Annotated in this window: 20 protein-coding genes and 1 pseudogene; 9 read left to right on the forward strand and 12 right to left on the reverse strand. The window is 51.1% G+C overall.

From position 1 onward, the window contains the following. Window positions 1-29: 29 nt before the first annotated feature. The 4 genes from JOD20_RS06270 to JOD20_RS06285 all read right to left on the reverse strand — a co-directional run bounded on the left by JOD20_RS06270 (window position 30) and on the right by JOD20_RS06285 (window position 5,025). Window positions 30-1,313: an ABC transporter permease gene (locus JOD20_RS06270; protein WP_204754443.1), complete on the reverse strand. Its 1,284-nt coding sequence runs from the start codon at window positions 1,311-1,313 to the stop codon at window positions 30-32. Then, window positions 1,303-2,541, reverse strand: a complete 1,239-nt coding sequence (locus JOD20_RS06275) for an ABC transporter permease (RefSeq protein WP_204754444.1) — start codon at window positions 2,539-2,541, stop codon at window positions 1,303-1,305. Before JOD20_RS06275 ends, JOD20_RS06270 begins: the two co-directional genes overlap by 11 nt. Beyond that, the gene (locus JOD20_RS06280; RefSeq protein ID WP_204754445.1) at window positions 2,538-3,440 is read right to left on the reverse strand and encodes an ABC transporter ATP-binding protein; all 903 of its coding nucleotides are present in this window, start codon (window positions 3,438-3,440) and stop codon (window positions 2,538-2,540) included. Before JOD20_RS06280 ends, JOD20_RS06275 begins: the two co-directional genes overlap by 4 nt. A 172-nt stretch (window positions 3,441-3,612) precedes the next feature. Further along, the gene (locus JOD20_RS06285) at window positions 3,613-5,025 is read right to left on the reverse strand and encodes a DNA/RNA non-specific endonuclease (protein WP_204754446.1); all 1,413 of its coding nucleotides are present in this window, start codon (window positions 5,023-5,025) and stop codon (window positions 3,613-3,615) included. A gap of 414 nt (window positions 5,026-5,439) precedes the next feature. Between JOD20_RS06285 and rplU the strand changes: the two genes are divergently transcribed. From rplU to JOD20_RS06320, 7 genes are all read left to right on the forward strand, one after another. Further along, window positions 5,440-5,757: a 50S ribosomal protein L21 gene (gene rplU, locus JOD20_RS06290; protein ID WP_054535362.1), complete on the forward strand. Its 318-nt coding sequence runs from the start codon at window positions 5,440-5,442 to the stop codon at window positions 5,755-5,757. A gap of 41 nt (window positions 5,758-5,798) precedes the next feature. Next, window positions 5,799-6,065, forward strand: a complete 267-nt coding sequence (rpmA, locus tag JOD20_RS06295; protein WP_012190209.1) for a 50S ribosomal protein L27 — start codon at window positions 5,799-5,801, stop codon at window positions 6,063-6,065. Window positions 6,066-6,088: 23 nt separating this feature from the next. Next, window positions 6,089-6,406, forward strand: coding sequence for a 50S ribosomal protein L31 (gene rpmE, locus JOD20_RS06300; protein WP_054535363.1), 318 nt, complete (start codon window positions 6,089-6,091; stop codon window positions 6,404-6,406). A 111-nt stretch (window positions 6,407-6,517) separates the two neighbouring features. Beyond that, complete coding sequence (locus JOD20_RS06305) at window positions 6,518-7,126, forward strand: thymidine kinase (RefSeq protein ID WP_204754447.1); 609 nt, start codon at window positions 6,518-6,520, stop codon at window positions 7,124-7,126. Window positions 7,127-7,128: 2 nt separating this feature from the next. Beyond that, window positions 7,129-7,737 (forward strand): phosphatase PAP2 family protein, encoded by a 609-nt coding sequence (locus JOD20_RS06310; protein ID WP_204754448.1) that lies wholly within the window; start codon window positions 7,129-7,131, stop codon window positions 7,735-7,737. 232 nt (window positions 7,738-7,969) lie between these two features. Next, window positions 7,970-10,024, forward strand: coding sequence for a VanW family protein (locus JOD20_RS06315; RefSeq protein ID WP_204754449.1), 2,055 nt, complete (start codon window positions 7,970-7,972; stop codon window positions 10,022-10,024). A 17-nt stretch (window positions 10,025-10,041) separates the two neighbouring features. Then, complete coding sequence (locus JOD20_RS06320; protein WP_204754450.1) at window positions 10,042-11,121, forward strand: M14 family metallopeptidase; 1,080 nt, start codon at window positions 10,042-10,044, stop codon at window positions 11,119-11,121. On the opposite strand, the gene JOD20_RS06325 is transcribed toward JOD20_RS06320, so the two are convergent. The 3 genes from JOD20_RS06325 to JOD20_RS26965 form a co-directional block, all read right to left on the reverse strand. After that, entirely contained in the window at window positions 11,098-11,502 is a 405-nt protein-coding gene (locus JOD20_RS06325) for a diacylglycerol kinase family protein (RefSeq protein ID WP_239583748.1), read from the reverse strand. The two genes, JOD20_RS06320 and JOD20_RS06325, sit on opposite strands and share 24 nt — an antisense overlap. Window positions 11,503-11,842: 340 nt before the next feature. Beyond that, window positions 11,843-12,367, reverse strand: a complete 525-nt coding sequence (ybeY, locus tag JOD20_RS06330) for an rRNA maturation RNase YbeY (protein WP_204754451.1) — start codon at window positions 12,365-12,367, stop codon at window positions 11,843-11,845. A 311-nt stretch (window positions 12,368-12,678) separates the two neighbouring features. Next, window positions 12,679-12,900: a helix-turn-helix domain-containing protein gene (locus JOD20_RS26965; protein ID WP_204754452.1), complete on the reverse strand. Its 222-nt coding sequence runs from the start codon at window positions 12,898-12,900 to the stop codon at window positions 12,679-12,681. A gap of 256 nt (window positions 12,901-13,156) precedes the next feature. Here JOD20_RS26965 and JOD20_RS26855 point away from each other — a divergent pair. Both JOD20_RS26855 and JOD20_RS06340 read left to right on the forward strand, forming a co-directional pair. Further along, window positions 13,157-13,213 (forward strand): annotated as a pseudogene (locus JOD20_RS26855) (hypothetical protein); the annotation flags it as partial. Further along, window positions 13,195-14,154, forward strand: a complete 960-nt coding sequence (locus tag JOD20_RS06340; RefSeq protein ID WP_338034175.1) for an RNA-guided endonuclease InsQ/TnpB family protein — start codon at window positions 13,195-13,197, stop codon at window positions 14,152-14,154. The pseudogene JOD20_RS26855 and the gene JOD20_RS06340, both read left to right, overlap by 19 nt. Window positions 14,155-14,198: 44 nt before the next feature. Here JOD20_RS06340 and JOD20_RS06345 read toward each other — a convergent pair whose 3' ends face one another. From JOD20_RS06345 to JOD20_RS06365, 5 genes are all read right to left on the reverse strand, one after another. Next, window positions 14,199-16,352, reverse strand: a complete 2,154-nt coding sequence (locus JOD20_RS06345; RefSeq protein WP_204754453.1) for an HD family phosphohydrolase — start codon at window positions 16,350-16,352, stop codon at window positions 14,199-14,201. Window positions 16,353-16,355: 3 nt separating this feature from the next. Then, window positions 16,356-16,802, reverse strand: coding sequence for a GatB/YqeY domain-containing protein (locus JOD20_RS06350; protein WP_054535371.1), 447 nt, complete (start codon window positions 16,800-16,802; stop codon window positions 16,356-16,358). Window positions 16,803-16,906: 104 nt separating this feature from the next. Beyond that, window positions 16,907-17,104, reverse strand: coding sequence for a 30S ribosomal protein S21 (gene rpsU, locus JOD20_RS06355; protein WP_012190199.1), 198 nt, complete (start codon window positions 17,102-17,104; stop codon window positions 16,907-16,909). A 127-nt stretch (window positions 17,105-17,231) separates the two neighbouring features. Then, on the reverse strand, window positions 17,232-18,488 hold the full coding sequence (locus JOD20_RS06360; protein WP_204754454.1) for a metallophosphoesterase: 1,257 nt from the start codon (window positions 18,486-18,488) through the stop codon (window positions 17,232-17,234). A 556-nt stretch (window positions 18,489-19,044) separates the two neighbouring features. After that, the gene (locus JOD20_RS06365) at window positions 19,045-20,898 is read right to left on the reverse strand and encodes a peptide ABC transporter substrate-binding protein (RefSeq protein ID WP_204754455.1); all 1,854 of its coding nucleotides are present in this window, start codon (window positions 20,896-20,898) and stop codon (window positions 19,045-19,047) included. Between the last annotated feature and the right edge of the window lie 239 nt (window positions 20,899-21,137).

Genomic DNA, 21,137 nt, shown 5'->3' on the forward strand with positions numbered 1-21,137 from the left:
AACGCCGACAGCATTTTGATTGTTGCAGCCTATTCTGGTTGACGTAAGGCTTGCCACATTGCGCCAAATGAGGCTTTGCTGCCCCGCAACAAGGTGCTGGCGCGGAACATACGCGCTGTGACAAATTGCAAGCCAATCACGGTCACAATCATCAATCCAACCGACAGCCCAACTTGCCAGAGTGGCACGCTGGTCAACACGCTGCGAATCGTCAAGACGACTGGCGCAGTCAATGGGAACAGACTCAGACCTGTGGTCAAGCCGCCATTTGGTTGCTCGATAATCACGCTGATGAACATCAACGGGATAATAATTGGCAAGCCAACAATGACCGTCAGTTGCGAGCTTTCGCGCATCGTGTTGGCCACTGCCCCAATGCCCGCCATCAGCGACGCATACATGGCATAGCCAAGCACAAAACTTATCAAAGCCAGCAACCATGCGCCAAGCGAAATTTCGACATTGGCCATCATACTGCCCAAGGCTGCACCTTGACCCGTAATCAACGCGCCCATTGCAATCCAGATTGCAACTTGAACCAAACCCAAGAGACCGAGGCCAAGAATTTTGCCTTGCAACAAACTGCGGGGCCGCAACGACGAAAGCATAACTTCGATTACGCGATTTTCTTTTTCTTCAATCAGCGATTGCAACAGCAAGTTGGCCGATGAGAAGATCGAAATATAGAGCAATAAGGCCAGGCCCATACCTAAGAGAAAGGCCGATTGCATGCGTTCGCCTTCGTTCGTGGCCTTGTTGATTGGCCCATCAGGCCCCTCAACTTTGAGCTGGGTGGTTGGCTGCTGGAGCAAAAAGGCATAACTACTACCGTTATCGGGATACAAACTAGTGCTTAGCAATAATTCGACCAACGATGATTGGAGCGAATCGCCAAAAGGATTAACTTGGTTGCTATAGCGCTGCACCTTGCCAGTGGCCAAGTAATCGCTTGGAATCACATACAAGGCGGGAATATCGGTTTTTTCCATCGCTGCCAAGCCTTGCGCCACATCGGGGTATTGGATATACAGCGAAGCAGTTTGGGGATCGAAGCTGCTTGGAATGCCTTTAATCACGCCACTTTCGTCAACAAAGCCAATTTTCAGCTCGCCCGAAAGAATATCTTCGTTGATTTTGGCTGGGTCGCCCAAGCCGGGCACCGCAAAACCACTGCGGTTATTGTTGTTGGATTGGCTAAAAAAGCCAACCACCGCAATCAGCAGCGGCATGCCGAAAACGGCGAGCCAAAATGTTGGTTTGCGAATGTGTTTAATAAATTCATTTTGGGCGACACTGAGCATTTTATTCGCCATGTTGACCTCCAAGGCTCAATGCGCGGCGAATTTCGGTCAATGTAAGCCGTTTGCCATAGCGCAACATCCCAACCCGCACAATTCGGGCTGCAAGCCAAATCATTAATAAAGCCATGCCAATCAATAACAGCACCGATAGCCCAATTTGCCATGCTGGCACGCTGACCAAGGCAACCCGCTGCATCATAACAATTGGTGCTGTGAAGGGGAACAGGCTCAGGAACAGGGCTAATGGGCCATTCGGGTTTTCAATAATCATGTTGATAAACCAGACTGGCGAAATCATCAAGATCGAGATAATGCCTGAGAATTGCTGGCCTTCTTGGACTGCCGAAACGCTTGCACCGATTGCGCCGAGTGCTCCCGCAACCATCAGATAGGCTGGCACAAACATCACTACGCCAATCAACAAGACGTTGGTTGGCAAGGTTAAATTGGCCATACCTTCGATGTTGGCGCGGGCAATTGTGAAGGCAAGCAGCGCTGTGCCCACCCAGATGCTAATTTGGGTTAAGCCAACTAAGCCAAGGCCGACAATTTTGCCAACCATCAGCTCAAATGGCCGCAGCGAGGTCGCCAAAATTTCCATTACCCGGGATTCTTTTTCTTCAACCAAGGCGGTCATCAAGTAGGCACTTGAGCTAAACACAGCGATAAAGAAGAAAATGCCAAACATATAGGGCGCGAAAAAGAGCAAAACCCCTTGGCCTTCGCTGGTTTCAACATCGCTATTTGGCTTGCGATTATAGACCTGATCAATTGGCTCAAGTGCTCGTTGATCATTCAACGATGGTTGATTGCTAATCAAGGCTTTTTGCATGTAATCGGTGAAGCGGCCACGGGCATCACTGCTCAAATTGCCTTCGTTGGCAACGCCACGCAAGGCTCCGCTTTGTAGATAATCGCTTGGAATGACCACATAGCCATCAATTTCTTGCTTGCTGAGCGCCGTTTTGGCTAAATCTTCGCTATCAAAGCGAATAACCGCCACATCTTTGCGCAAGGTATCGGTGATCGTGACCGTGGCAGGCAGTTTTTGGGTGATGCCAGCTTGGTCAACCACCCCAAGGCTATTGCTCTGATCGCCAAAGGCAATAAAGGCAAAGATTGCCGCGAAGATTGCCACCAGCAAGAGCGGCGTGCCAAAGGTAGCAATCAAAAAACCTTTGCGTTTGGCATGGACTGCATATTCATGAGCGGCGATGGTCCACCATTTTGCCTTGCTCATTGGCCACGCTCCCCATTGACGACACGCACGAAAATATCGTCGAGCGACGGAATTGCCACTTCAAAACGATCGATCGTGGTGTCACCACGGCTTGCTAAGGCTTGGAAAACGCTTTGCGGGCTGGTGCCAGCTTGCAAGTTGAGCTGGACTTGGCCATTTTCGGTTTGGACGCTCTCGATGCCAGGCAAATTATCGAACGAGCCATTGCCTTCAACCCAAACTGCGTTGGGAGCAAAGCGGCGGCGTACATCGCGCAAAGTGCCATTCAAGACAATTTCGCCGCGATTGAACATCACGATGCGGTCGCACATTTCTTCGATCAGGTGCATTTGGTGGGTGCACATCAGCACCGCGCGGCCTTCACGCCGAATATCAAACAAGAGATCTTTGACCATGCGCGTGTTGACCGGATCGAGTGCTTCAAAGGGTTCGTCGATAATCACGATGTCTGGCTCGTGCAAAATGGTGGTGCCAAATTGCACTTTTTGCTGCATCCCTTTGCTCAATTCGCTGACTTTTTTCTGGGCAACATGGCCAAGTTCAACCCGTTCGAGATAGGCGCTGGCCCGTTTGCGAGCCTCGTTGCGCTCGATGCCCTTGAGGGTTGCCAAATAGACCATACAATCGATAACTTTGAGGTTGCGATAGAGGCCGCGTTCCTCGGGCAGATAGCCAATGCGATTTTTCTTGGATTCATCCATTGGGCCGCCGAGGACTTCAATCGAGCCACTATCGGGGCGCAAAATATCGAGAATCATGCGGATCGTGGTGGTTTTACCGGCCCCGTTGGGGCCAAGTACACCAAACAATTCGCCAGGTTCAACATTAAAGCTGACTCCGCGAACTGCCTGCGTTCCCGCAAAAGACTTTTTAACATCAACAACATTTAACATTGCCATTCAATCGTTTCCTCCTGTAGGCTAGGAGCCTACCCACCGCCTAAGCATACCATGGCTCATTAATTATTAAACAGGTATTCGAGGGCGAATCGTTCTCGTCCTTAAGGACGAACAGGCCACTGGATAGTACTCCAGTGGCCTGTTCTTGGTTTCAGGAAAATTGTCTAGGGCGTTATTGACAGCTCACGCTGTGGCTGCCCAATCCGCTGAAGGTATCGCTGCTGTAGGCATCCCATGCGCTGCTTGGGCTAAAGCTATCGCTGCGATTGGTGTCGCCTGAGGCAATGTTGGCCTTGCGGCGCAACGTGCGGTCGCTGGTCAACCCACTCCAACCACTGCTGCCTGGATCGTTGCCAACTTGGCCGAAGCTATCAACAACTGTGCCGTTGTAGGTCAATACCAAGGCATCGTTACCATTGAAGTTGGCCACGCCATTGGTGATGTTGGCTAGATTCAAGAGGCTGCTTGAAGCAGAGGCATTGGCAATTACATAGGTTGCGCCATTGGCCAGCGAGCCACTTAAATTAACGCTGCTAGTGGCGTTGGTCGCGCCATTCGCATAGAGTTGGATGCTATAGCCGCTCAAGCTGACGCTGGATCCAGTATTGTTGTAAAGTTCCAAGGCTTTGTTGCTGCCGCTGCCTTCCACGTATTCCGAGAAGAACAAGCGAGTTGAGCTACAGCCAGTGCTTGGTGGGGGCGTTGCGGTGCGCACTGGAGTCGCGGTTGGGTTGCTTACTGAGGTTGGCACGGCGGTTGGCACTGGCGTTGTCGAGCCATCGATCCGCGCTTCGATGACACTTTGGATGCTAGTTGAAACATTCGAGAGAAAGTTATAGCCAGTCAAGCTTTCGAGCGCATCGACTGTGGTCAGATAATCGCGCCAATCGTTATCGCGAATGCCTTGCACATTTGGCATGTTGATTGCAATAACCCGCGTATTATTGCTGATGCGGCTCAGGTCGTTGCTGCCTTGGCTCAGCACCACAATGATTTTCCAGGTTGAGTTGGGGATGCGCACTTTGCCGTTGGCGATTGTGCCGCGTGAGCCAGCGCCGCCTGTGATCATATACAACTCATTGCCTGCGCTGACCAACTCGCGGGCGTAGGTTTCGAGGTCGACCCATGGGCCTTGATTGTTATCGGGAGCTTGGGGAATGATGTTGGTCATGAAGAAGGTTGGTTGGTTGTCGCTGGAGCTTGAGGTGCGGTCGCCGGAGGGAGTCATGTGGCCGCGATCGTAGCCGCTGCCGCTGTAGTCGCCGGTTGCGACCCGATACCAACCACTGGGCAAACTACTGTCTGATTGGAAATCGCTGCGTGAGGCGCTGCCAATATCGCCACTATCAAGGTGCCAACTGACCCAATTGGCGATGCCATTATCACGATGATACGAAAGTGCGTATTGGTTGCGTTGAATCAAATAATTGGTAGGATAGCTGCTGCTGGTGACCGCCCCGCTAGGATTGCCCAAAACCAAGTTATCGCTACTGACGGTTTTGGCTTCCAACGGGTGAACCATGCTGGCCCCAGCAAAAATAATGACGAACAACGCGAGCAGGGTAATCAGCCGATGATCCTTCATTTAAGTTCCTTTCAGAATGGAATTGCTGATCTGGAGGGTTGTTATGCTTTGCTCTGAGCGTAGGTACTATAGAATACCATACTTAATAATTTATTAAAGCATAGTCAAAAAATAGTTATATTTGGCAACGTCAACAATGACTATCGGGTTAGCTCGCAGAGGTGAATAGGTGTGCAGCCCATCGCCCGCGTTTTCGTGGGAGAGGGGGTTTGGGGGTGAGGGAATGCTCAAATCGAGCGTGATTTGCGCTAGCCAAGCGGCCTAAAAATTCAAATCGCTGTGGTTGACAGCATCAAAGCTGTCTGTTATAATTCGTCGCCGTATTGTAAAGAAAAAATATCATTAAAAGAGGGCGGGCAGATGCCCCTCTCTTTTTTATCGGCGGCGGACCAAACCGCCAGAAGGAGCGGCATCGTGTACGCCATTATTCGAGACCGTGGCCAACAGTATCGCGTTGAGCCAGGCCAAACATTACAAATTGCCTTGACCGACGCTGAAGATGGAAGCACTATCGAATTTAATGAAGTCTTGATGGTTGGTGGAGCCGACACCTTTGTTGGCGCACCCTTGATCAGTGGCGCAGTTGTGAAAGCAACCGTTGGCGAAGTTGTGAAGGGCGAAAAGATCGTCGTGTTCCGCTACAAAGCAAAAGCACGCTATCGCCGCCGCACCGGCCATCGCCAAAAATACACTGAAATCACCATCAACGATATTGTAGTTCCCAACAAGTAATCTGACCGCGCGGTTGGCCCGCGTCTGAAAGGAGCCTGCAAATGGCACATAAAAAAGGTGTAGGTAGCTCGCGAAACGGGCGCGACAGCAAGCCGCAAATGCGTGGTATCAAGCGCTTCGGTGGTGAGTTGGTTCAGCCTGGTTCAATCATCGTTCGCCAATGTGGCACCAAAGTACGCCCTGGCGCAAATGTTGGCCTTGGCCGCGATTACACCATCTACTCGATGATTGATGGTCATGTCAAATTCGAAGATTACAGCCGCACCCAAAAAATGGTGAGCGTTGTACCTGCTGAAGCTGAAGCCTAAAGCATCACCATCGAGGAGTTATCATGAAGAAGAACATTCACCCAAAATATTATCCCAATGCCAAAATTGTGGTGAACGGCGAAGAAGTCTTGATCACTGGCTCAACCAAGCCTGAATTGCGCTTGGACGTTTGGTCAGGCAACCACCCGTTCTACACCGGCGAACAACGCATCTTGGATACCGCTGGTCAAGTTGATCGCTTTATGAAGCGCTTGCAATCAAGCCAAGAAAAGCAATCAGATGCCCAACGCCGCCGCGAAGCTCGCGCTCAACAAGCCCCCAAGAAGCGCAGCCTCTACGATGAAGTCTACGGCGAAGAACCAACTTCAACCGAAGAATAAGGTTTCATCGTTGTTCTGAACTGGAAAGAGCCACGCGATACCACCAGGCTTCGCGTGGCTCTTTTGTTGCCTTGCGGCCTGCACTTCCTCTTGATGCGATAAGGAGTTCTCATGCAACGTGGTGGGATTGAAGTTGTCTGCGGCAGTATGTTTAGCGGCAAAACCGAGGAACTGATTCGGCGTGTCAAGCGCGCGCAAATCGCCCGGCAAAAAATCCAAGTGTTTAAGCCAGCCATCGATACTCGCTATTCCGATGAAGAAGTTGCTTCACATAATGGCGTGCGCGTGCTGGCAACCCCCGTGCAAACTGCTGCCGATATTGCGGCGGCGATTGTGCTTGAAACAACTGTCGTGGCGATCGATGAGGTTCAGTTTTTTGATCCTGCGGTGATCGATTTATGCGATATTTTAGCCCAACGCGGCATTCGGGTCATTGTCGCTGGCTTAGATCAAGATTTTCGCGGTGAGCCATTTGGCCCATTGCCAACCTTGCTCGCCAAAGCCGAAGAAGTGACCAAGCTGCAAGCAATTTGTGTGATTTGTGGTCAAGCTGCTTCGCGCACGCAACGCTTGATCAACGGCATGCCTGCCTCGTATGATGACCCAATTATTTTGGTTGGGGCGCAAGAAGCCTATGAAGCACGCTGTCGCCGTTGCCATGAAGTGCCACGCACCATCCGCAACGGCAATCACTATAGCGAATCGGCTGTGAATAGCTAAATATGCCAGGCTTGCAGCAACAATCGCCGCTGGCCTCGCCAAGCCCCGATCTGGCGCTTGCCTTGATCTCGTTTGGCGGTTATTTTGCTGCAAGCCATGTTCCCGATCAGCCAGCCTACGTTGTGCCCGAAACCGCGCTTGATCGGCTGATTCCCCTGCTGCCTGCGAGTGTCTTCCCCTATCTTTCGCTCTACCCCTTTTTAGGCTTGAATGCTGCTTATTTTTGGCCCAAGCCCGCCCAAGCCCGGCGAGTTTTTTGGGCCATTAGCCTGCTCAATAGCCTAGGATCGATTATTTTTTGCAGTGTGCGCACCAGTGTGCCCCGCCCAGAACCAGCAACCAACCGCGTGCTTGCTTGGCTTTGGCGCGTTGATCCACCGTACAATGCCTTGCCCAGTTTGCACACAGCATATGCGATGGTGTTGGCGGAGGCCCATTGGCGTTTGCGCTCGCCGTGGCGTTGGCTCGTAGCGGCTTGGGCTGTGGCAATTATCATCAGCACCCTCACCACCAAACAACATCGCGTCTGGGATGTACTTGCTGGTATGCTGCTTGCTCGCATGGTTGCAAAGCGTTTATTTGCCGATTTTTCAGCGAAACATCAGCTTTAAATGGAACGACATAATACCTGAGCAATGGTATAATAGCCACAATGTTTAACTAGGAGAGTCCTCGGTGAATAATCAGCAGCTTAAACAAATTTACCGAATTGTGTCCATCATTCTGGTGGTGGTTTTGGTATTTTCGTTAATTGCCAGTATTTTCATCAACATCTAAGCACATTAGGCTTGGTTTGTTAATTTATAAAACTATTGTGCTGTTTGGTCGCTAGGAGTGTTTGGCATGGCAGATGAATTTTATCAAAAATATGGCCCCATGGAGCGTCGCCGTCAAAATGGCGATGTCGAGCAGTATGAAGCAACTGCGCCATTGGCCGACGATCTCCCCGTTCGATCGGCTGCGCCACCACAACGGAAACGCAGCCGTCTGCGAACATTTATCTGGGGCGCTGGCATTACGTTGGGCTTGTTTGGCTTACTATTTGGCGTAGGGTTGTGGTATCTCAACCGCACCTTTGAAGGCCGCATTTATCCAAATGTGGCAATTCAGGGCATCGATATGAGCCAAAAAACGCCTGAAGAAGCCAAAGCCTTGCTCAACGAGCGCTATGCCGATTTGCTCAAGCGGCCTTTAGCACTCAGTTTCAATGGTCAAACCTGGGAGCCTTCAGCACAAGATGCAGGCATCAGTCTCTCGGTCGAGCAATCGGTCGATGAAGCCTATAAGCTCGGGCGTGGTGGTAATATCATCAATACTTTGCAAGCAGTTTCAGGCATTTGGCAAAATGGCTATGATATTCCGTTGCAAGTGACGATCGATCAAGGCCAATTGGGCGAGTATCTGAGCACTGCAACCAACGATTTGATTGCTGCGCCAGTTAATGCCAACTTGATTGTGGCTGGTAATAACGCCACCATGACTCCTGCCCGCGAAGGCCGTTTGATCTTGATTGATGAAACTGCACAGGATATTTTGACCCAGTTGCAAACGCTCTCGCCAGCTGAAGTTGTGTTGCGCACCGAAATGGTTGTGCCAACCGTGCTTGATGATGGCGTTGCTGAAGCCAAACAAACGATTGATGCTGTCTTGCAATCACCGTTGACGTTGGTTGCAGGCGAGTTGCAATGGGAATTGAGCGTTGATGATTTGCGGGCTTTGATTCGGCTCGACACCCACACCGACGCGAACGGCAAAACCAAAATGGTGGCCTCGTTGAACGAGCAAATGATTCGCCAACGGGTCGCAAGCTTCGCCGACGAAATTGGCCGTGGTTCGGTCAATCCGCGCGTGGCGTGGGATGGCGGTGCCCTAACAATTACTCGCGAAGGCCGTACTGGTTTGCGCCTCGATGAAGAAGCCTCAGCGCTGCGCATTATCGAGCAAGCCACGATTGGCGAAACCCGCACTATCGAATTAGTGATCAAAGAAGTGCAGCCCGATGTAACCGCCGAAAACTTGCATAGCTTGGGGATTGTCGAAACGGTTGGGGTTGGCCAAAGTTCCTACAAAGGCTCAGCTTCATATCGGGTTACCAACATCAAAGCTGGCTCGTACTTGCTTGATGGCATCTTAATCAAACCTGGCGAGGAATTCTCGTTCAACAATGCGGTTGGCTCAATCGACGAATCAAATGGCTTCGTCAAGGGCTATGCAATTGTTGGCAATCGCACTCAAGAAGAATGGGGCGGCGGGATTTGCCAAGATTCAACGACCTTGTTCCGGGCTGCGTTCCACGCTGGTTTGCCCATTACCGAGCGTCATACCCACTCCTTCCGCATTTCGTGGTATGAAGTGTACGAATCGTTTGGCATGGATGCGGCAATTTTCACTGGGGCATTGGACTTCCGCTTTGTCAATGATACTGGCAATTGGTTGTTGCTCAACACCTACGTCAACGATTCAACTGCTACCGTTACCTATGCCTTGTATGGCACGGCTCCTGAGCGCGAAGTTGTGCTTGATGGCCCCTATGTAACCAAAGAATATCCTAAGCCAACCGAGCCAACCTTTATCGCTGATGCCAAAGAGCCAGTCGGTGTCTTCAATCAGACTGATACCGCGCGCGATGGCATGGATATTACGGTTTATCGCATTATCCGCCAAAATGGCCAAGTGGTTGTGCGCGAGCCATTCTATACCCACTTCAAGCCATGGCCCGATATCTTTGTACACAATCCGGCAACGCCATTGCCACCAAAAGGCTGTCGTCCAACCGACCCGTGTGCGAAGCCGGCCACACCAACGCCGGAGCCAGAACCACCGCAACAGCCGGAGCCAACGCCTGAACCACAACCAGAGCCAACACCTGAACTTGTGGTTCCAACACCAAATCCCTAATGAAGAAATATCTGCTGATGTTAAGTATGGTCGCTGGATTGCTCTGCATTCCGGCGACCACGCTTGTCGCCCAAACGCCAACCAACCAAGCAACGCCAAGCGCTAGCACTGTGCCAATTATCGATTTGACCTTTGGTACATCGCTGCAAGGGCGGGCAATTACTGGCACGCGCTTTGGCACAGGCCCGCGCAAGCTGTTTCTGGTGTCGAATACCCACGGCGGCCCTGAAGCCAACACCTATCAATTGGCAATGGCGTTGCTTGAGCATTTTCGCCAACGACCCAACGAAGTGCCAGCCGATGTGAGCTTGTATATCATTCCCACGGTCAATCCCGATGGCTTAGCAATTGGCACGCGCTTCAATAGCCGCAGCGTTGATCTCAACCGCAACATGGATACCAACTTCGATGCCTGCCCTGATAACGATTGGAATCAAACGGTCGAGGGCGCGTATGGCATCGTTTCGGATACCGGCGGAGCCTTTGTCGAATCGGAATTAGAGAGCCAGTTGGTGCGTGATTTGGTGCTCGATGCCTCGGCGGTGGTTTGGATTCATAGCGATGGCGGCGATGTGTTTCCTGCTTTTTGCGAACATGCACCATCAATTGCTTTGGCCCAAGTCTATGCTGAAGCCAGCGGCTATCGCTATGACCGCTATTGGGGCAATTATATGATTACTGGCGGGATGCACGATTGGGCAGGGGCGCTGGGCATTGCCTCGATCACGCCAGAATTATCAACTGGCGAATTGCCCGATTTTGAACAAAACTTGCGAGCTGTGCAAGCACTGATGACACGCTCAGAGGAATTATTGCCCTTAGTGACGACCACGGTTGAGGCAACCACGGGAATCACGATGCCAACGCTCTTGTGGCGCTACTGGCGTGCTCATGGCGGCCCCGATATCTTTGGCCTGCCAATCTCGCCAGTGGTTGACTACGATGGTCGGCCAACGGTCTTTTTTGCTGAGCAACACTTGAGCCTTGTGCCCGATGGCGCTGATCGCATGCAGCCGGTGGCACGTGGCGAGGCTGGCCAAACGCTCTGGCAAGAGTATCTGCTTGATCAACGTTCAACTAGCTATCAAGTGCGCTAGGCGCGGCCAAACGATGATTGCGGCAATCAGCAAGGCCCCGATTGCTGCAATCAACACCGCTCCTGCCGCTACATCCTTGGCGCGGCCTGCGAGCGGATGATAGCTTGGCGAAACCAAATCGACCACGCTCTCAATCGCTGTGTTTACTGCTTCAAGTGCCAAAACGATCACGCTAATTAATATCACTGCCAGCCATTCATTGGCACTGATCTCGAGCAACCAGCCTGCGATTGCCACAACAACTACTGCCAAACAATGAACTTGAGCGTTGCGCTGGCTGCGAATTAAGATCCAAATGCCGCGAAAGGCATAGCCAAAGCCGCAGATAAATTTCCAAATCGCCTGAAACATCCACAAATTCTCATCAAGAGCATAGAACATAGCTGTACTGATTTATTGCGTTAACAACGATTCCCCCTCACCTCCTAGCCCCCTCTCCCGCCAGCGAGGCGAGGGGGAACCACGAATCCAGTGCTCCCCTCGCCCGCGTTCAGTGGGAGCGGGGCCGGGGGTGAGGGCATGCTTCTGGTTGCCAACCCAATGAGCTAGTACACATAGAGCATAGAACATAATGGCGCTGGAGCTTGGTGGTTGGGGGCAGGGTTCGGGCTATTTGAATTTGAATACTTCGCGACCTTCGCGTGCTTCGCGGTTTCGAACTTCGTGCCCTTCTTGTCCTTTATGGATCAATTGCTAGTCCCTGACTCCTGACCCCTAGACCCTAAACATACGGCTCTGCTTCGCGGGTAATGCCAAGCGCTTGCAGGGCTTTTTCCTCGCGTTGGCGCATATCTTCGCGCTCCTCGTCGGTTTCGTGGTCGTAACCGAGCAGGTGCAAGCTGCCGTGGGCTACCAAATAGCATAATTCGCGGCGGCTCGAATGGGCATACTCTTGAGCTTGGGTCAGCACCCGCTCATACGAAATTGCCAAATCGCCAAGATAGGCAGCTTCATCAGCCTCAGGATCGTCAAATTCATCATCGTCGTACACGCCATCTGGCACAATAAAATCATCATCATCGTCTTCATACTCGCCAAACGAAAGCACATCGGTTGGGCGATCAATGCCACGATATTGGCGATTGAGTTCTTGTAATTCTTGATCGTTGGTGATGCGAATGCCAATTTCCCAGGTGCCAGTTTGGCCTTCATCACGTAACACTTGGGCTACGACCTGCTCTAGCAAACTGGTATCAAGCACCAAATCGGCAGGCACAACTTCAATATGGGCTGTTAGTTCTAACATACCGCGTTATTTCCTTATTGATAGGTTGGTTTATAGGCTTGCCGCAGAACACCCCGCCCCAAGACCCACGGTGTAGGTTCCCCGCGTGGGATGCATGCGTGCCAGTTCTGACGAAGAGCAATTAAAGAGAGAAATAGCAGGCTATCTTGTGAAGAGCAATCAAACGTGGTTCGGTTGTTTTTGACTGCGTACGACATACTCTATCCCATACAGTCAAAAAATGGCCATTATCGCGTATACTAATCGTCGCTCTGCCTTCCTTGGTTTGGTGTCGCCATGCCCTCGACTGTTCGTAGCAGTGCGAGGGCATATCATTCTTCCGTCTCCCCAGGATCCTCGCCATTCCCGATCAGGTCTCGTGGATGAACGTTGAGTGCTGCTGCCAGTGTTGACAGGGTTTCCAGATCGGCGCGTTTGCTCTTCCCCGTCCAGATACCCCAAACCGTGTTATACGCCAAGCCTGTCGCTATAGCGAGTTTTCGGGCAGTCCATCGTTCTGGCTCCGCGATTTCCCGTAGTCGCCATCGTGCCATGCTGTTAACTCCTGCCTACGTTGAGAGAATTATAGCGAATATACTCTATTTTTGCAATAGGTAGTTGACATTATACATTAGGATATGCTATAATTATCGCATATTTAGTTGATGGTGTTGCTACTACGACACTCACCATTGAAAAGAACCAAGGCCATGACTACGCACACCAACGCAATCCGCCACGACCGCAGATAGCGCCAATCAAAAGGAAGCTTGATCATGCGAACGCTGACCCGTTGTTACAAATATCGTCTTGCAACCCACCCTAACCCACGTCGAAACCTTGGTCCAGTGGGCTGGCTGCCGACGCTTTGTCTGGAATTGGGCATTGCACTGCAAGCAAACCCACTACCAAACACGGCCTTCAGCAACTTTTTTGCCAAACGCGCCAAATACCCACGTTTCAAATCACGCAAAGTTACGCTGCATAGCCTCCGCTTTCCGCAAGGCGTGGTTATGATTGATGAACGCACGATCAGCGTGCCAAAAATCGGACTGATGCAGGCGGTTATTCATCGCCCCTTGCAAGGCATAACGAAGGGCGCAACAATCAAGCAAGACGCAATGGGCGCATGGTGGGTGGTGTTTGTCTGTCATATCGACCGCCCTGATGTTCAACCAACCGCTGATCGGCCTGTGGGGATTGATGTGGGACTGGAATCCTTCACCACGCTGTCAACAGGCGAAAAAACTGCACCACCAAAGTTCTACCGCCGCAACCAGAAGAAACTTGCCCGCGCTCAGCGCAAACTCTCACGCGCTCAAAAGGGGAGCAACAACCGATTAAAAGCAAAGAAGCGGGTTGCGAAAGTCCATCAAAAAATCCGTAACCAACGCGCCGATTGGCTGCATAAGCATGCGTTGGGGATTGTTCGACGATTCGACGTGGTGTGCATCGAAGACCTGAATATTAAAGGCCTTGCGAGAACCAAGCTGGCCAAATCATTCAGTGATGCCGCCCTCAGTACCTTCATGCAAATGCTGCACCATAAAGCCGAATGGCACGGACAACAGATTGTTAAAGTTGGGCGGTTCTACGCCTCATCGAAAACCTGCCACCATTGCCAGACGAAAACCACTTTAACGCTGGCGGATCGCATGTGGACATGTCCCACCTGTGGCACGACCCATGATCGGGATGGCAACGCCGCGATCAACATGTTGCATGAAGGAATACGCCTGCTTGCGGTTGGGACGACGGAAAGCCAAAACGCTGCTGGAGATGGTGTAAACCCAGCGAAACGCTGGTAACCGTCGTTGAAGGCAGAAGCCACGCCCCTCGTGGGCGTGATAGTTCACTTTGGCTGGGCTTCCCGAATCAACTTGGGATACTCAACCCGTGGATGATAGATCCCTTGCAGGGTTTTGACAAACGATTGGCGAATCGTATTCAGATCGTGTTGGGTCAGCGGCGATTGATCAAGCTGGCCGCTGGCAATTCGCATATCGATGCTTTGATTGACCACTTGGGCGATGCTCTGGCAGCCCTTCGGCGCTTGATGATCATCATCGTCGTGGCGCTCAGCAACCAGCATGCCCGATTGCTCCTTGGAGCGCACGGTAGCTTCCACGCCATCTGCGAGCATCAAGATTGCGGTTTCTTTCGATTGAGGCTTGGGGCCGGGGTAGCGATAATTGTTAATATCAACGCTATCTTCTGCTTGCAAGGCTTGCTGATAGAAATAGCGAATGACATCGGTGCCATGATGTTCAACAATAAAATTAACAATTTGCTCAGGAATTTTATGCTGGCGCGCGATCTTCGCGCCTTCGATCACGTGGTCGGCGATTAATTTGGCACTGGTTTGCGGATCGAGATTATCGTGCACATTCGAGCGATCATATTGATTATCGGTGAAGAAGAAGGGGCGCAGCATTTTGCCAATATCGTGATAATAGGCTCCGACCCGCGTCAACAAGGTATCTGCGCCAATGCGTTCGGCGGCTTGTTCGGCCAAATTACTCACGACAACCGAGTGATGATAGGTACCTGGTGCTTCTTGCATCAAGCGCCGTAACAGTGGCTGGTTGGGGTGGGCCAATTCCAGCAATTGCATTGGCGTGACGATGCCAGCGACCCGTCCCAGCACGTTGTGCAAGGTCAGCGACATCATAGCGGTAATGCCGCCGTTGAGCACGCTAAAAATCAAGGTAAACATGGTTTGTTGCCATGTCACGCCTTGGGGCTGAATCAAGCGCCAAACCATGGCCGTGGCAAATACGCCCAGCGCAATCCAAACGCCAGCCATCATAAAGGCCATGGCACGGTCGGCGCGGCGAATGGCGTAGATACCGCACAACGCTCCTGCAAAGCTAATCATGCCAACTTGCAGTGCGCCCTCGCCCAAAAACATAATTACAATCGACACCAAAGCCGAGACGATCAAGGCCAAATTATTGTTAAACAGCGCCGCCAGCGGAATCGCAATAATTGCCAAGGCGAAGGTTTCGGGGAAGTTCAACCATGTGCCAATAAATAACCGCCCAAATAAAATCGGGATGACGGTCAAAATCATAATGACCAGCAAGGCGCGCGGCCACGTCAGCAGATTATGCTGATCGATATACAGCGCTATGCCAAGCCCCAAGGCGACCAAGAGCGCCAAAAGTAAGCGCCCCATAAAGCCGTCAATCCCCAATTCTGGCGTGATCAGGCCCATTTTGACCAGAGTTTCGTATTGTTCTGCTGAAACCGTATCGCCTTGGCGCACAATATTTTCGCCATTCACAACATCCTTCGAGACCGATTGGACGGCGTTGCGGGCGGTTTGTTGGCGGCGCGCAGTTTCTTCTTGGTTGAGGGTGCGATTAACATGCAGGGTTTGCTCGACCAAATAGAGCACAACGGCTCGCTGATCTTGGTCCAAGCTACTCGGCAAGTTGTAAGGCAAATAGCGAATTTTAATATCGGCGAGGGTTGTTTCATCCAGCGAATAATTATTTTCGCGCAGCGTGCGATCATACAAGGCATTGGTTTGATCTTTAATCCGTTGCCATGTATCGTCGTCGGCCTCAAGAATTGTAATTGCTAGCGTATCGGAAAGTGGCAGCGATGGCAATTCAGTCAGTTGGCCACGCTGCTGATCAAGATTGAGGCTGGGATTATCGCGAATCGAATTGATTACGCTGAAGGTTGCTTGCAGTTGCTCGCGTTGCTGGCCATGAATTTGAGTATCTTCGTTATAAACCAAGTTACGCGGATCGTTGGCGGCTTCGCGGCGTTTGGCCTCAGTTAGCAATTGGCTTTCAAAGGTCAAATCGCGATCAGCATTGATGGTGCGTGGGCTTGGCCGCCCGACCATAATATCTTGGTTGACGGCTGAGCGCCACGTAAAAATCACGGTCAAGATCACGGTCAGCCCGATCCCGAAGAGCACCAACACCCAGTGGTGGTGATGCTCGATCAGGGAGCGTAACAAGGTTTTTAAGCGATATGAACGAACTATCATAGCTTAGGCACTAAGTAATGAGCGCACAACCTCGTTGATCACGCGGCCTTCTGCTTTGCCCTTGAAGCGCTGCATAGCCGCAGGCATTACTTTGGAAAGGTCGGCGATGCTGGTTGCGCCAAGCTCGGCAATAATTGCCGCAATTTCTGGCCGCAATTCATCGGCGCTGAGCATGGTGGGCAAATAGGCTTCGATCATCGCCAGTTCAACTTCTTCGCTGGCAGCCAAATCTGGGCGATTCGCTTTATTATACTCGGCCATAGCATCGCGGCGACGCTTGGCTTCTTTTTGAATCACGCCAACTGCTTCAACTTCATCAAGCTCGCGCCGAAGATCAATTTGGGCATTTTTAAGCGATGCGAGCATCATGCGAATCGTATCGAGCCGTTGTTGCTCTTTGTTGCGCATGGCATTTTTCATATCTTCTTGCAGTTGTTGTTGAATCGACATTTTTGAACCTCTTTAATAATCTGCAACTCTCATGATACATGAAAATCGCCGCAGCGTGGTATTTCCACAAGCTGCGGCGATTCGGGGGGCGTCATGCGAATTGCTTAGTTGTTGGCCTCACGAGCCATCTTTTGCAACTTACGCAGACGAGCAGCTTCCTTGCGCTTGCGTTTAACGCTAGGCTTTTCATAATGCTCACGGCGACGGGCTTCCGTCAAAATGCCATCAGCTTGCACGGCCTTGTTAAAACGGCGCAGTGCTTTGTCGATTGATTCATTTGAATCTACCGAAATGCTTGCCACTAGAATTCACCCCCTTTTATTTGGCGTTTCGTACAATCATAAAAATTGACACGTAATGGCTATTATACAGCAAAAACCAAGATTGTGCTCAGCCGTTGGCCTTGCTAGCTCTCAGCCTTGAGTCGGGCTAGGCTTTGGCATTGACCAAATTGATTAATGTGATTTCTGGCGCTGCCCGAAAACGCAACGGCGGCCCGGTAAAGCCAAAGCCACTATTGACATAAACCTGCGATTTGCCAAGATCGTAATGGCCACGCACAAAATATTCAGCATTGCCAACCAACTGATCGGTCAGAATTGGCACTTGAAACTGGCCACCATGAGTATGGCCCGATAAAATCACATCAAGCTGATAGTTGGCCACGAAATGCGGCACAATTACTGGGTTATGCACCATCGCCAAGCGCGCCACATTCTTGGGCGTGCCTTTCAAGGCTGCCTCGGGATTGATGCTCTCTGGACTGAGCCGTGGCCCGCCGTTGCGATTATGGCGTGGATCATCAAACCCAACCAGCACCAATTGATCAGCGCCGCGCCGCAAAACCGTATGTTGATTGACCAACAAGCCTAAATCGTGGCGTTGAATTGCTTGTTTGATTGTGTCAATCTTGCCGCTGTAGTAATCGTGATTGCCCAGCACTGAATAAATGCCCTCTGGCGCACGCAGCTGGCGAAACGGTTCGGTCGCCGCGTCAGCAAAGCGCGCATCCCAATCCACAAAATCGCCAGTCAAAAGCACCATATCAGGGTTAAGTTGGTTGATTTGGGCCACAGCACGGGCCAAATCGGCGCTGGTGGTGTAGGCATTGATGTGCAAATCGCTCATTTGGGCGATGCTCATGCCGCGAAAGCGTTCGGGCAAATTGGCAATTGGCAAGTTCACTTCGCGCACTTGAATTTGGTATGGCTCAACCAACATGGCATAGCCAACCACCCCGCCAACCAACCCCGATTCGACCAAAAAGCGGCGGCGAGAGAGCGGTTTGCTTGCAAGGCTGGGGCTTGTTGGCGCGATTTCGTTGGCAATTGGGGTTACGGGTTGCTCGCTAGATTGGTTGGTTTGCTTGCGCCGTAAGCCTTGAGCGAGCTTAATAATTTGGTCAATAATCCAACGCCGAGTACGCACAGGCCGCAGCATCAGCACGAGCAAGAGCGTACATGGCAGCGCCATCAACAACCGCATGCCAAATTCGGCCAGCATGTGCGGTGTGCCTTGCAAATTGCTGAGCCATTCAGCAGCGCTGAAATAGCGAATCATAAAAAACATACTAGCAATACAGCTGAGCCAGAGCAGCAACCAAAGTACAGTATTGCCAGCCCAGCGTCCTGCTTGGTAAAGCCGCTTTGCCCAAGGATGAATCGGTTGCTTAATTGCTTGCGCCATGCCCAAATAGCTCCTGATAGCTTGTTTGAATCTAGCCTACCCTGAATTGATTAACAAATCTGCAAATTTGGTGTAAGCATTTGATGAGCAATTGTTAACAGGGCAAAAATCAAAAGTCAGAAGTATGAATTATGAGGGATGAAAGGCCAAAGGCAGAAATCAAAAGGCAAAAAAGGAGCAACGTTTTAACGCAGAGGCGCAGAGGTGCAGAGGGATGAGGCTATAGGCTGGTGGCTAGAGGCTATCGGAACATGCTTCGTGGAATTCGTGCAATTCGTGGCTAAAACAAGGTATGAATTATGAATTATGAGGGATGAAGCGAAATGATGGCTATAGGCTATAGGCTATTGGAAAATAATAATCTGCGCCAATCTGTGTCAATCTGTGGCGAAAAAACTTAACCTTCGCGATCTTCGTGCTCTTCGTGGATCGTTAATCGTAAAGAGCACGAAGGATCATCTTTCGTGCTCTTCGCGGTTACGTTCTTTGTGGATGGATGGCTATTGACATATCGATTGTTCCGATAGCCAATAGCCATCCATCCTATAGCCCTTCCCTATTGCGCCAATTCCCAGGTTTCGATGTTGTAGAAATCTTGTTGGCTGGTTGGGTCGAGTTTGAAGCCGCTGATTGTTTTGCGGGCAGCCCCAACATTAATCCGTTGATACAACGGCAAGGTTGGCAAATCGCGGTTGAAGATTTGTTGGGCTTGGCTGAGCAATGGCAAGCGGTTTGCCCGTTCGACGATGCTTTGGCTTTCGAGCGCCACTTTATCATAGTCTGGGTTACAGTAGCCAGTGTTGTTTTGACCAGCGTAGCCGTTTTCGGCGGTTGGCACTTGGCTGCACAAATACAATGGCGTTGATGGCTCAGGGCCGCTGACCCATGCATACAAGGCCAAATCGTAGCGCCGACCAGCTAAGATGCCTTCCGAACCATTTTTGAACAATGAATCGGTGCCAGGCACAAACTGCAATTCAGCATCGATGCCAACATCGCGCAAGTATTCTTGCACCAATTGGGCGACTGCTTGGCGAGTATCGTTGCCTTCGGTGGTGAAGAATTCGATCTTGAATGGTTGGCCATCTTTGACCAAAATACCATCATCGCCAGCAACCCATCCTGCTTCCTTCAGCAATTCGATTGCCTTGCTTGGATTAAAATCGTAGCTGTTGATGGCGCTTGCATCGCTGGGGTAAGCCCAGTGATCTTCAGGCATGAAGCTGTTCATGGCCACAGTTTTGCCAAACAAAATCTGATCGATAATTTCTTGGCGATTGATAGCATAAGCAGCTGCTTGGCGCACTTTGGGGTCGGCAAACGGTGTTGCAATCCCATCGCCACGCTCAACTGCAAAGTCGATATGTTCCCAGACCGTGGCTGGCACATATTGAATATCAAATTCGTTGCCAGCTTGCAATTCATCAAGTGATGGTGCTTGGGCTAACGATAAGCCAATTTGGCCGACCACATCGATTTCGCCTGATTGCAATTGTTGCAAAATTTGATCTTCGTTGGTGACGAATTTATAAATAACATTAGCAATTTTGGGCAAGCCTTGTTTTGCGCCCCAATAATTTGGGTTCGCGCTCAGCACAACTCGCTCTTGGGGCACATATTCATCGATTTTGTATGCGCCATAGGCCAATGGTTTGCTTGCATAATCGCTGCCACCAATGGTTGCTGCATCAACACTGCCAAGGACGTGCTTTGGCTCAGGGCCAAGCGCGCCGCCTGCATAATTCAAGAAATAGGTTGAATCTTGATAGCCAGGCAAACCATACCACGAGAAGGTTTGATCATCGACCTTTTCGTATTTAGCGGTGTGCTCGATGGTGAAGCGGCTGGCGACCTTGGTGCCTGGGTTGGCATACAACTCAGCGGCAAACAAGAAGTCGTCGGCGGTTACTGGCGTGCCATCTTCCCATGCGATGCCATCGACCAACTTCCAGGTTACTTTGACTTGGGGCAATTCGATTGGCCCAGTCAAAATGCTGGTATCGGTTACGATTTCATTATTGATCACGAATGGGCCTGTATAGCTTTCGTCGATGGTGACGGTTTCTTCAACTGCGCCGCCATTTTCGAAGGTTGGCAATTCGCTAAAACAAACTGGTTGATAATCGTAGCTCAAGGTCGTAATACAGACCGGTTGCACCGAGTTTAACACTTGGGTGGTGGCGCTTGATTGCGATTCCATCCCAAACAGCGTATCAGGTGATTGGCTCATGCCAATAATCACCGTGCCATCGCTGCTGGGTTGCGCCCCAGTATCTGTGCCTGGCTCGACCACCGCCGTTGCGTTGGTGCTGCCAGTAGTTGGTTGCGTGGTGCTGGTGCCGCTTCCGCAGGCTGCCAAGATCGCGCCCGTAAGCACGATGGCGGCTAAGCGTTTGCTTCGTTCGAACATGACTGGAATCCTCTTTCCTGTATCCAAAAACGAGCAGGCTAAAAACGAAAAAAGCTGCGCTTGCGTCTTCCCGGAACGCATGCCTCGCTTTTTTTCGCTGTGGCCTGTTTTGTTGAGCAGGTATTGCTACCTGACCACGAATGCAAGTTGGTTGTGCAAGCTCAAGACGTTGCATTCCCCAAAACTATAGCAGATTCCATGGTTTTATGCAAATATGCAGTTTCTGTGATATTTATAGC

This window comes from Herpetosiphon giganteus, from assembly GCF_016907925.1.
In the GTDB taxonomy this organism is placed as follows: Bacteria; Chloroflexota; Chloroflexia; order Chloroflexales; family Herpetosiphonaceae; genus Herpetosiphon; species Herpetosiphon giganteus.

Coding starts and splice junctions, on each gene's coding strand:
- JOD20_RS06270 (WP_204754443.1), bottom strand. CDS start 1,313: ATGGCGAATAAAATGCTCAGTGTCGCCCAAAATGAATTTATTAAACAC.
- JOD20_RS06275 (WP_204754444.1), bottom strand. CDS start 2,541: ATGAGCAAGGCAAAATGGTGGACCATCGCCGCTCATGAATATGCAGTC.
- JOD20_RS06280 (WP_204754445.1), bottom strand. CDS start 3,440: ATGGCAATGTTAAATGTTGTTGATGTTAAAAAGTCTTTTGCGGGAACG.
- JOD20_RS06285 (WP_204754446.1), bottom strand. CDS start 5,025: ATGAAGGATCATCGGCTGATTACCCTGCTCGCGTTGTTCGTCATTATT.
- rpmA (WP_012190209.1), top strand. CDS start 5,799: ATGGCACATAAAAAAGGTGTAGGTAGCTCGCGAAACGGGCGCGACAGC.
- rpmE (WP_054535363.1), top strand. CDS start 6,089: ATGAAGAAGAACATTCACCCAAAATATTATCCCAATGCCAAAATTGTG.
- JOD20_RS06305 (WP_204754447.1), top strand. CDS start 6,518: ATGCAACGTGGTGGGATTGAAGTTGTCTGCGGCAGTATGTTTAGCGGC.
- JOD20_RS06310 (WP_204754448.1), top strand. CDS start 7,129: ATGCCAGGCTTGCAGCAACAATCGCCGCTGGCCTCGCCAAGCCCCGAT.
- JOD20_RS06315 (WP_204754449.1), top strand. CDS start 7,970: ATGGCAGATGAATTTTATCAAAAATATGGCCCCATGGAGCGTCGCCGT.
- JOD20_RS06320 (WP_204754450.1), top strand. CDS start 10,042: ATGTTAAGTATGGTCGCTGGATTGCTCTGCATTCCGGCGACCACGCTT.
- JOD20_RS06325 (WP_239583748.1), bottom strand. CDS start 11,502: ATGTTCTATGCTCTTGATGAGAATTTGTGGATGTTTCAGGCGATTTGG.
- ybeY (WP_204754451.1), bottom strand. CDS start 12,367: ATGTTAGAACTAACAGCCCATATTGAAGTTGTGCCTGCCGATTTGGTG.
- JOD20_RS26965 (WP_204754452.1), bottom strand. CDS start 12,900: ATGGCACGATGGCGACTACGGGAAATCGCGGAGCCAGAACGATGGACT.
- JOD20_RS06345 (WP_204754453.1), bottom strand. CDS start 16,352: ATGATAGTTCGTTCATATCGCTTAAAAACCTTGTTACGCTCCCTGATC.
- JOD20_RS06350 (WP_054535371.1), bottom strand. CDS start 16,802: ATGTCGATTCAACAACAACTGCAAGAAGATATGAAAAATGCCATGCGC.
- JOD20_RS06360 (WP_204754454.1), bottom strand. CDS start 18,488: ATGGCGCAAGCAATTAAGCAACCGATTCATCCTTGGGCAAAGCGGCTT.
- JOD20_RS06365 (WP_204754455.1), bottom strand. CDS start 20,898: ATGTTCGAACGAAGCAAACGCTTAGCCGCCATCGTGCTTACGGGCGCG.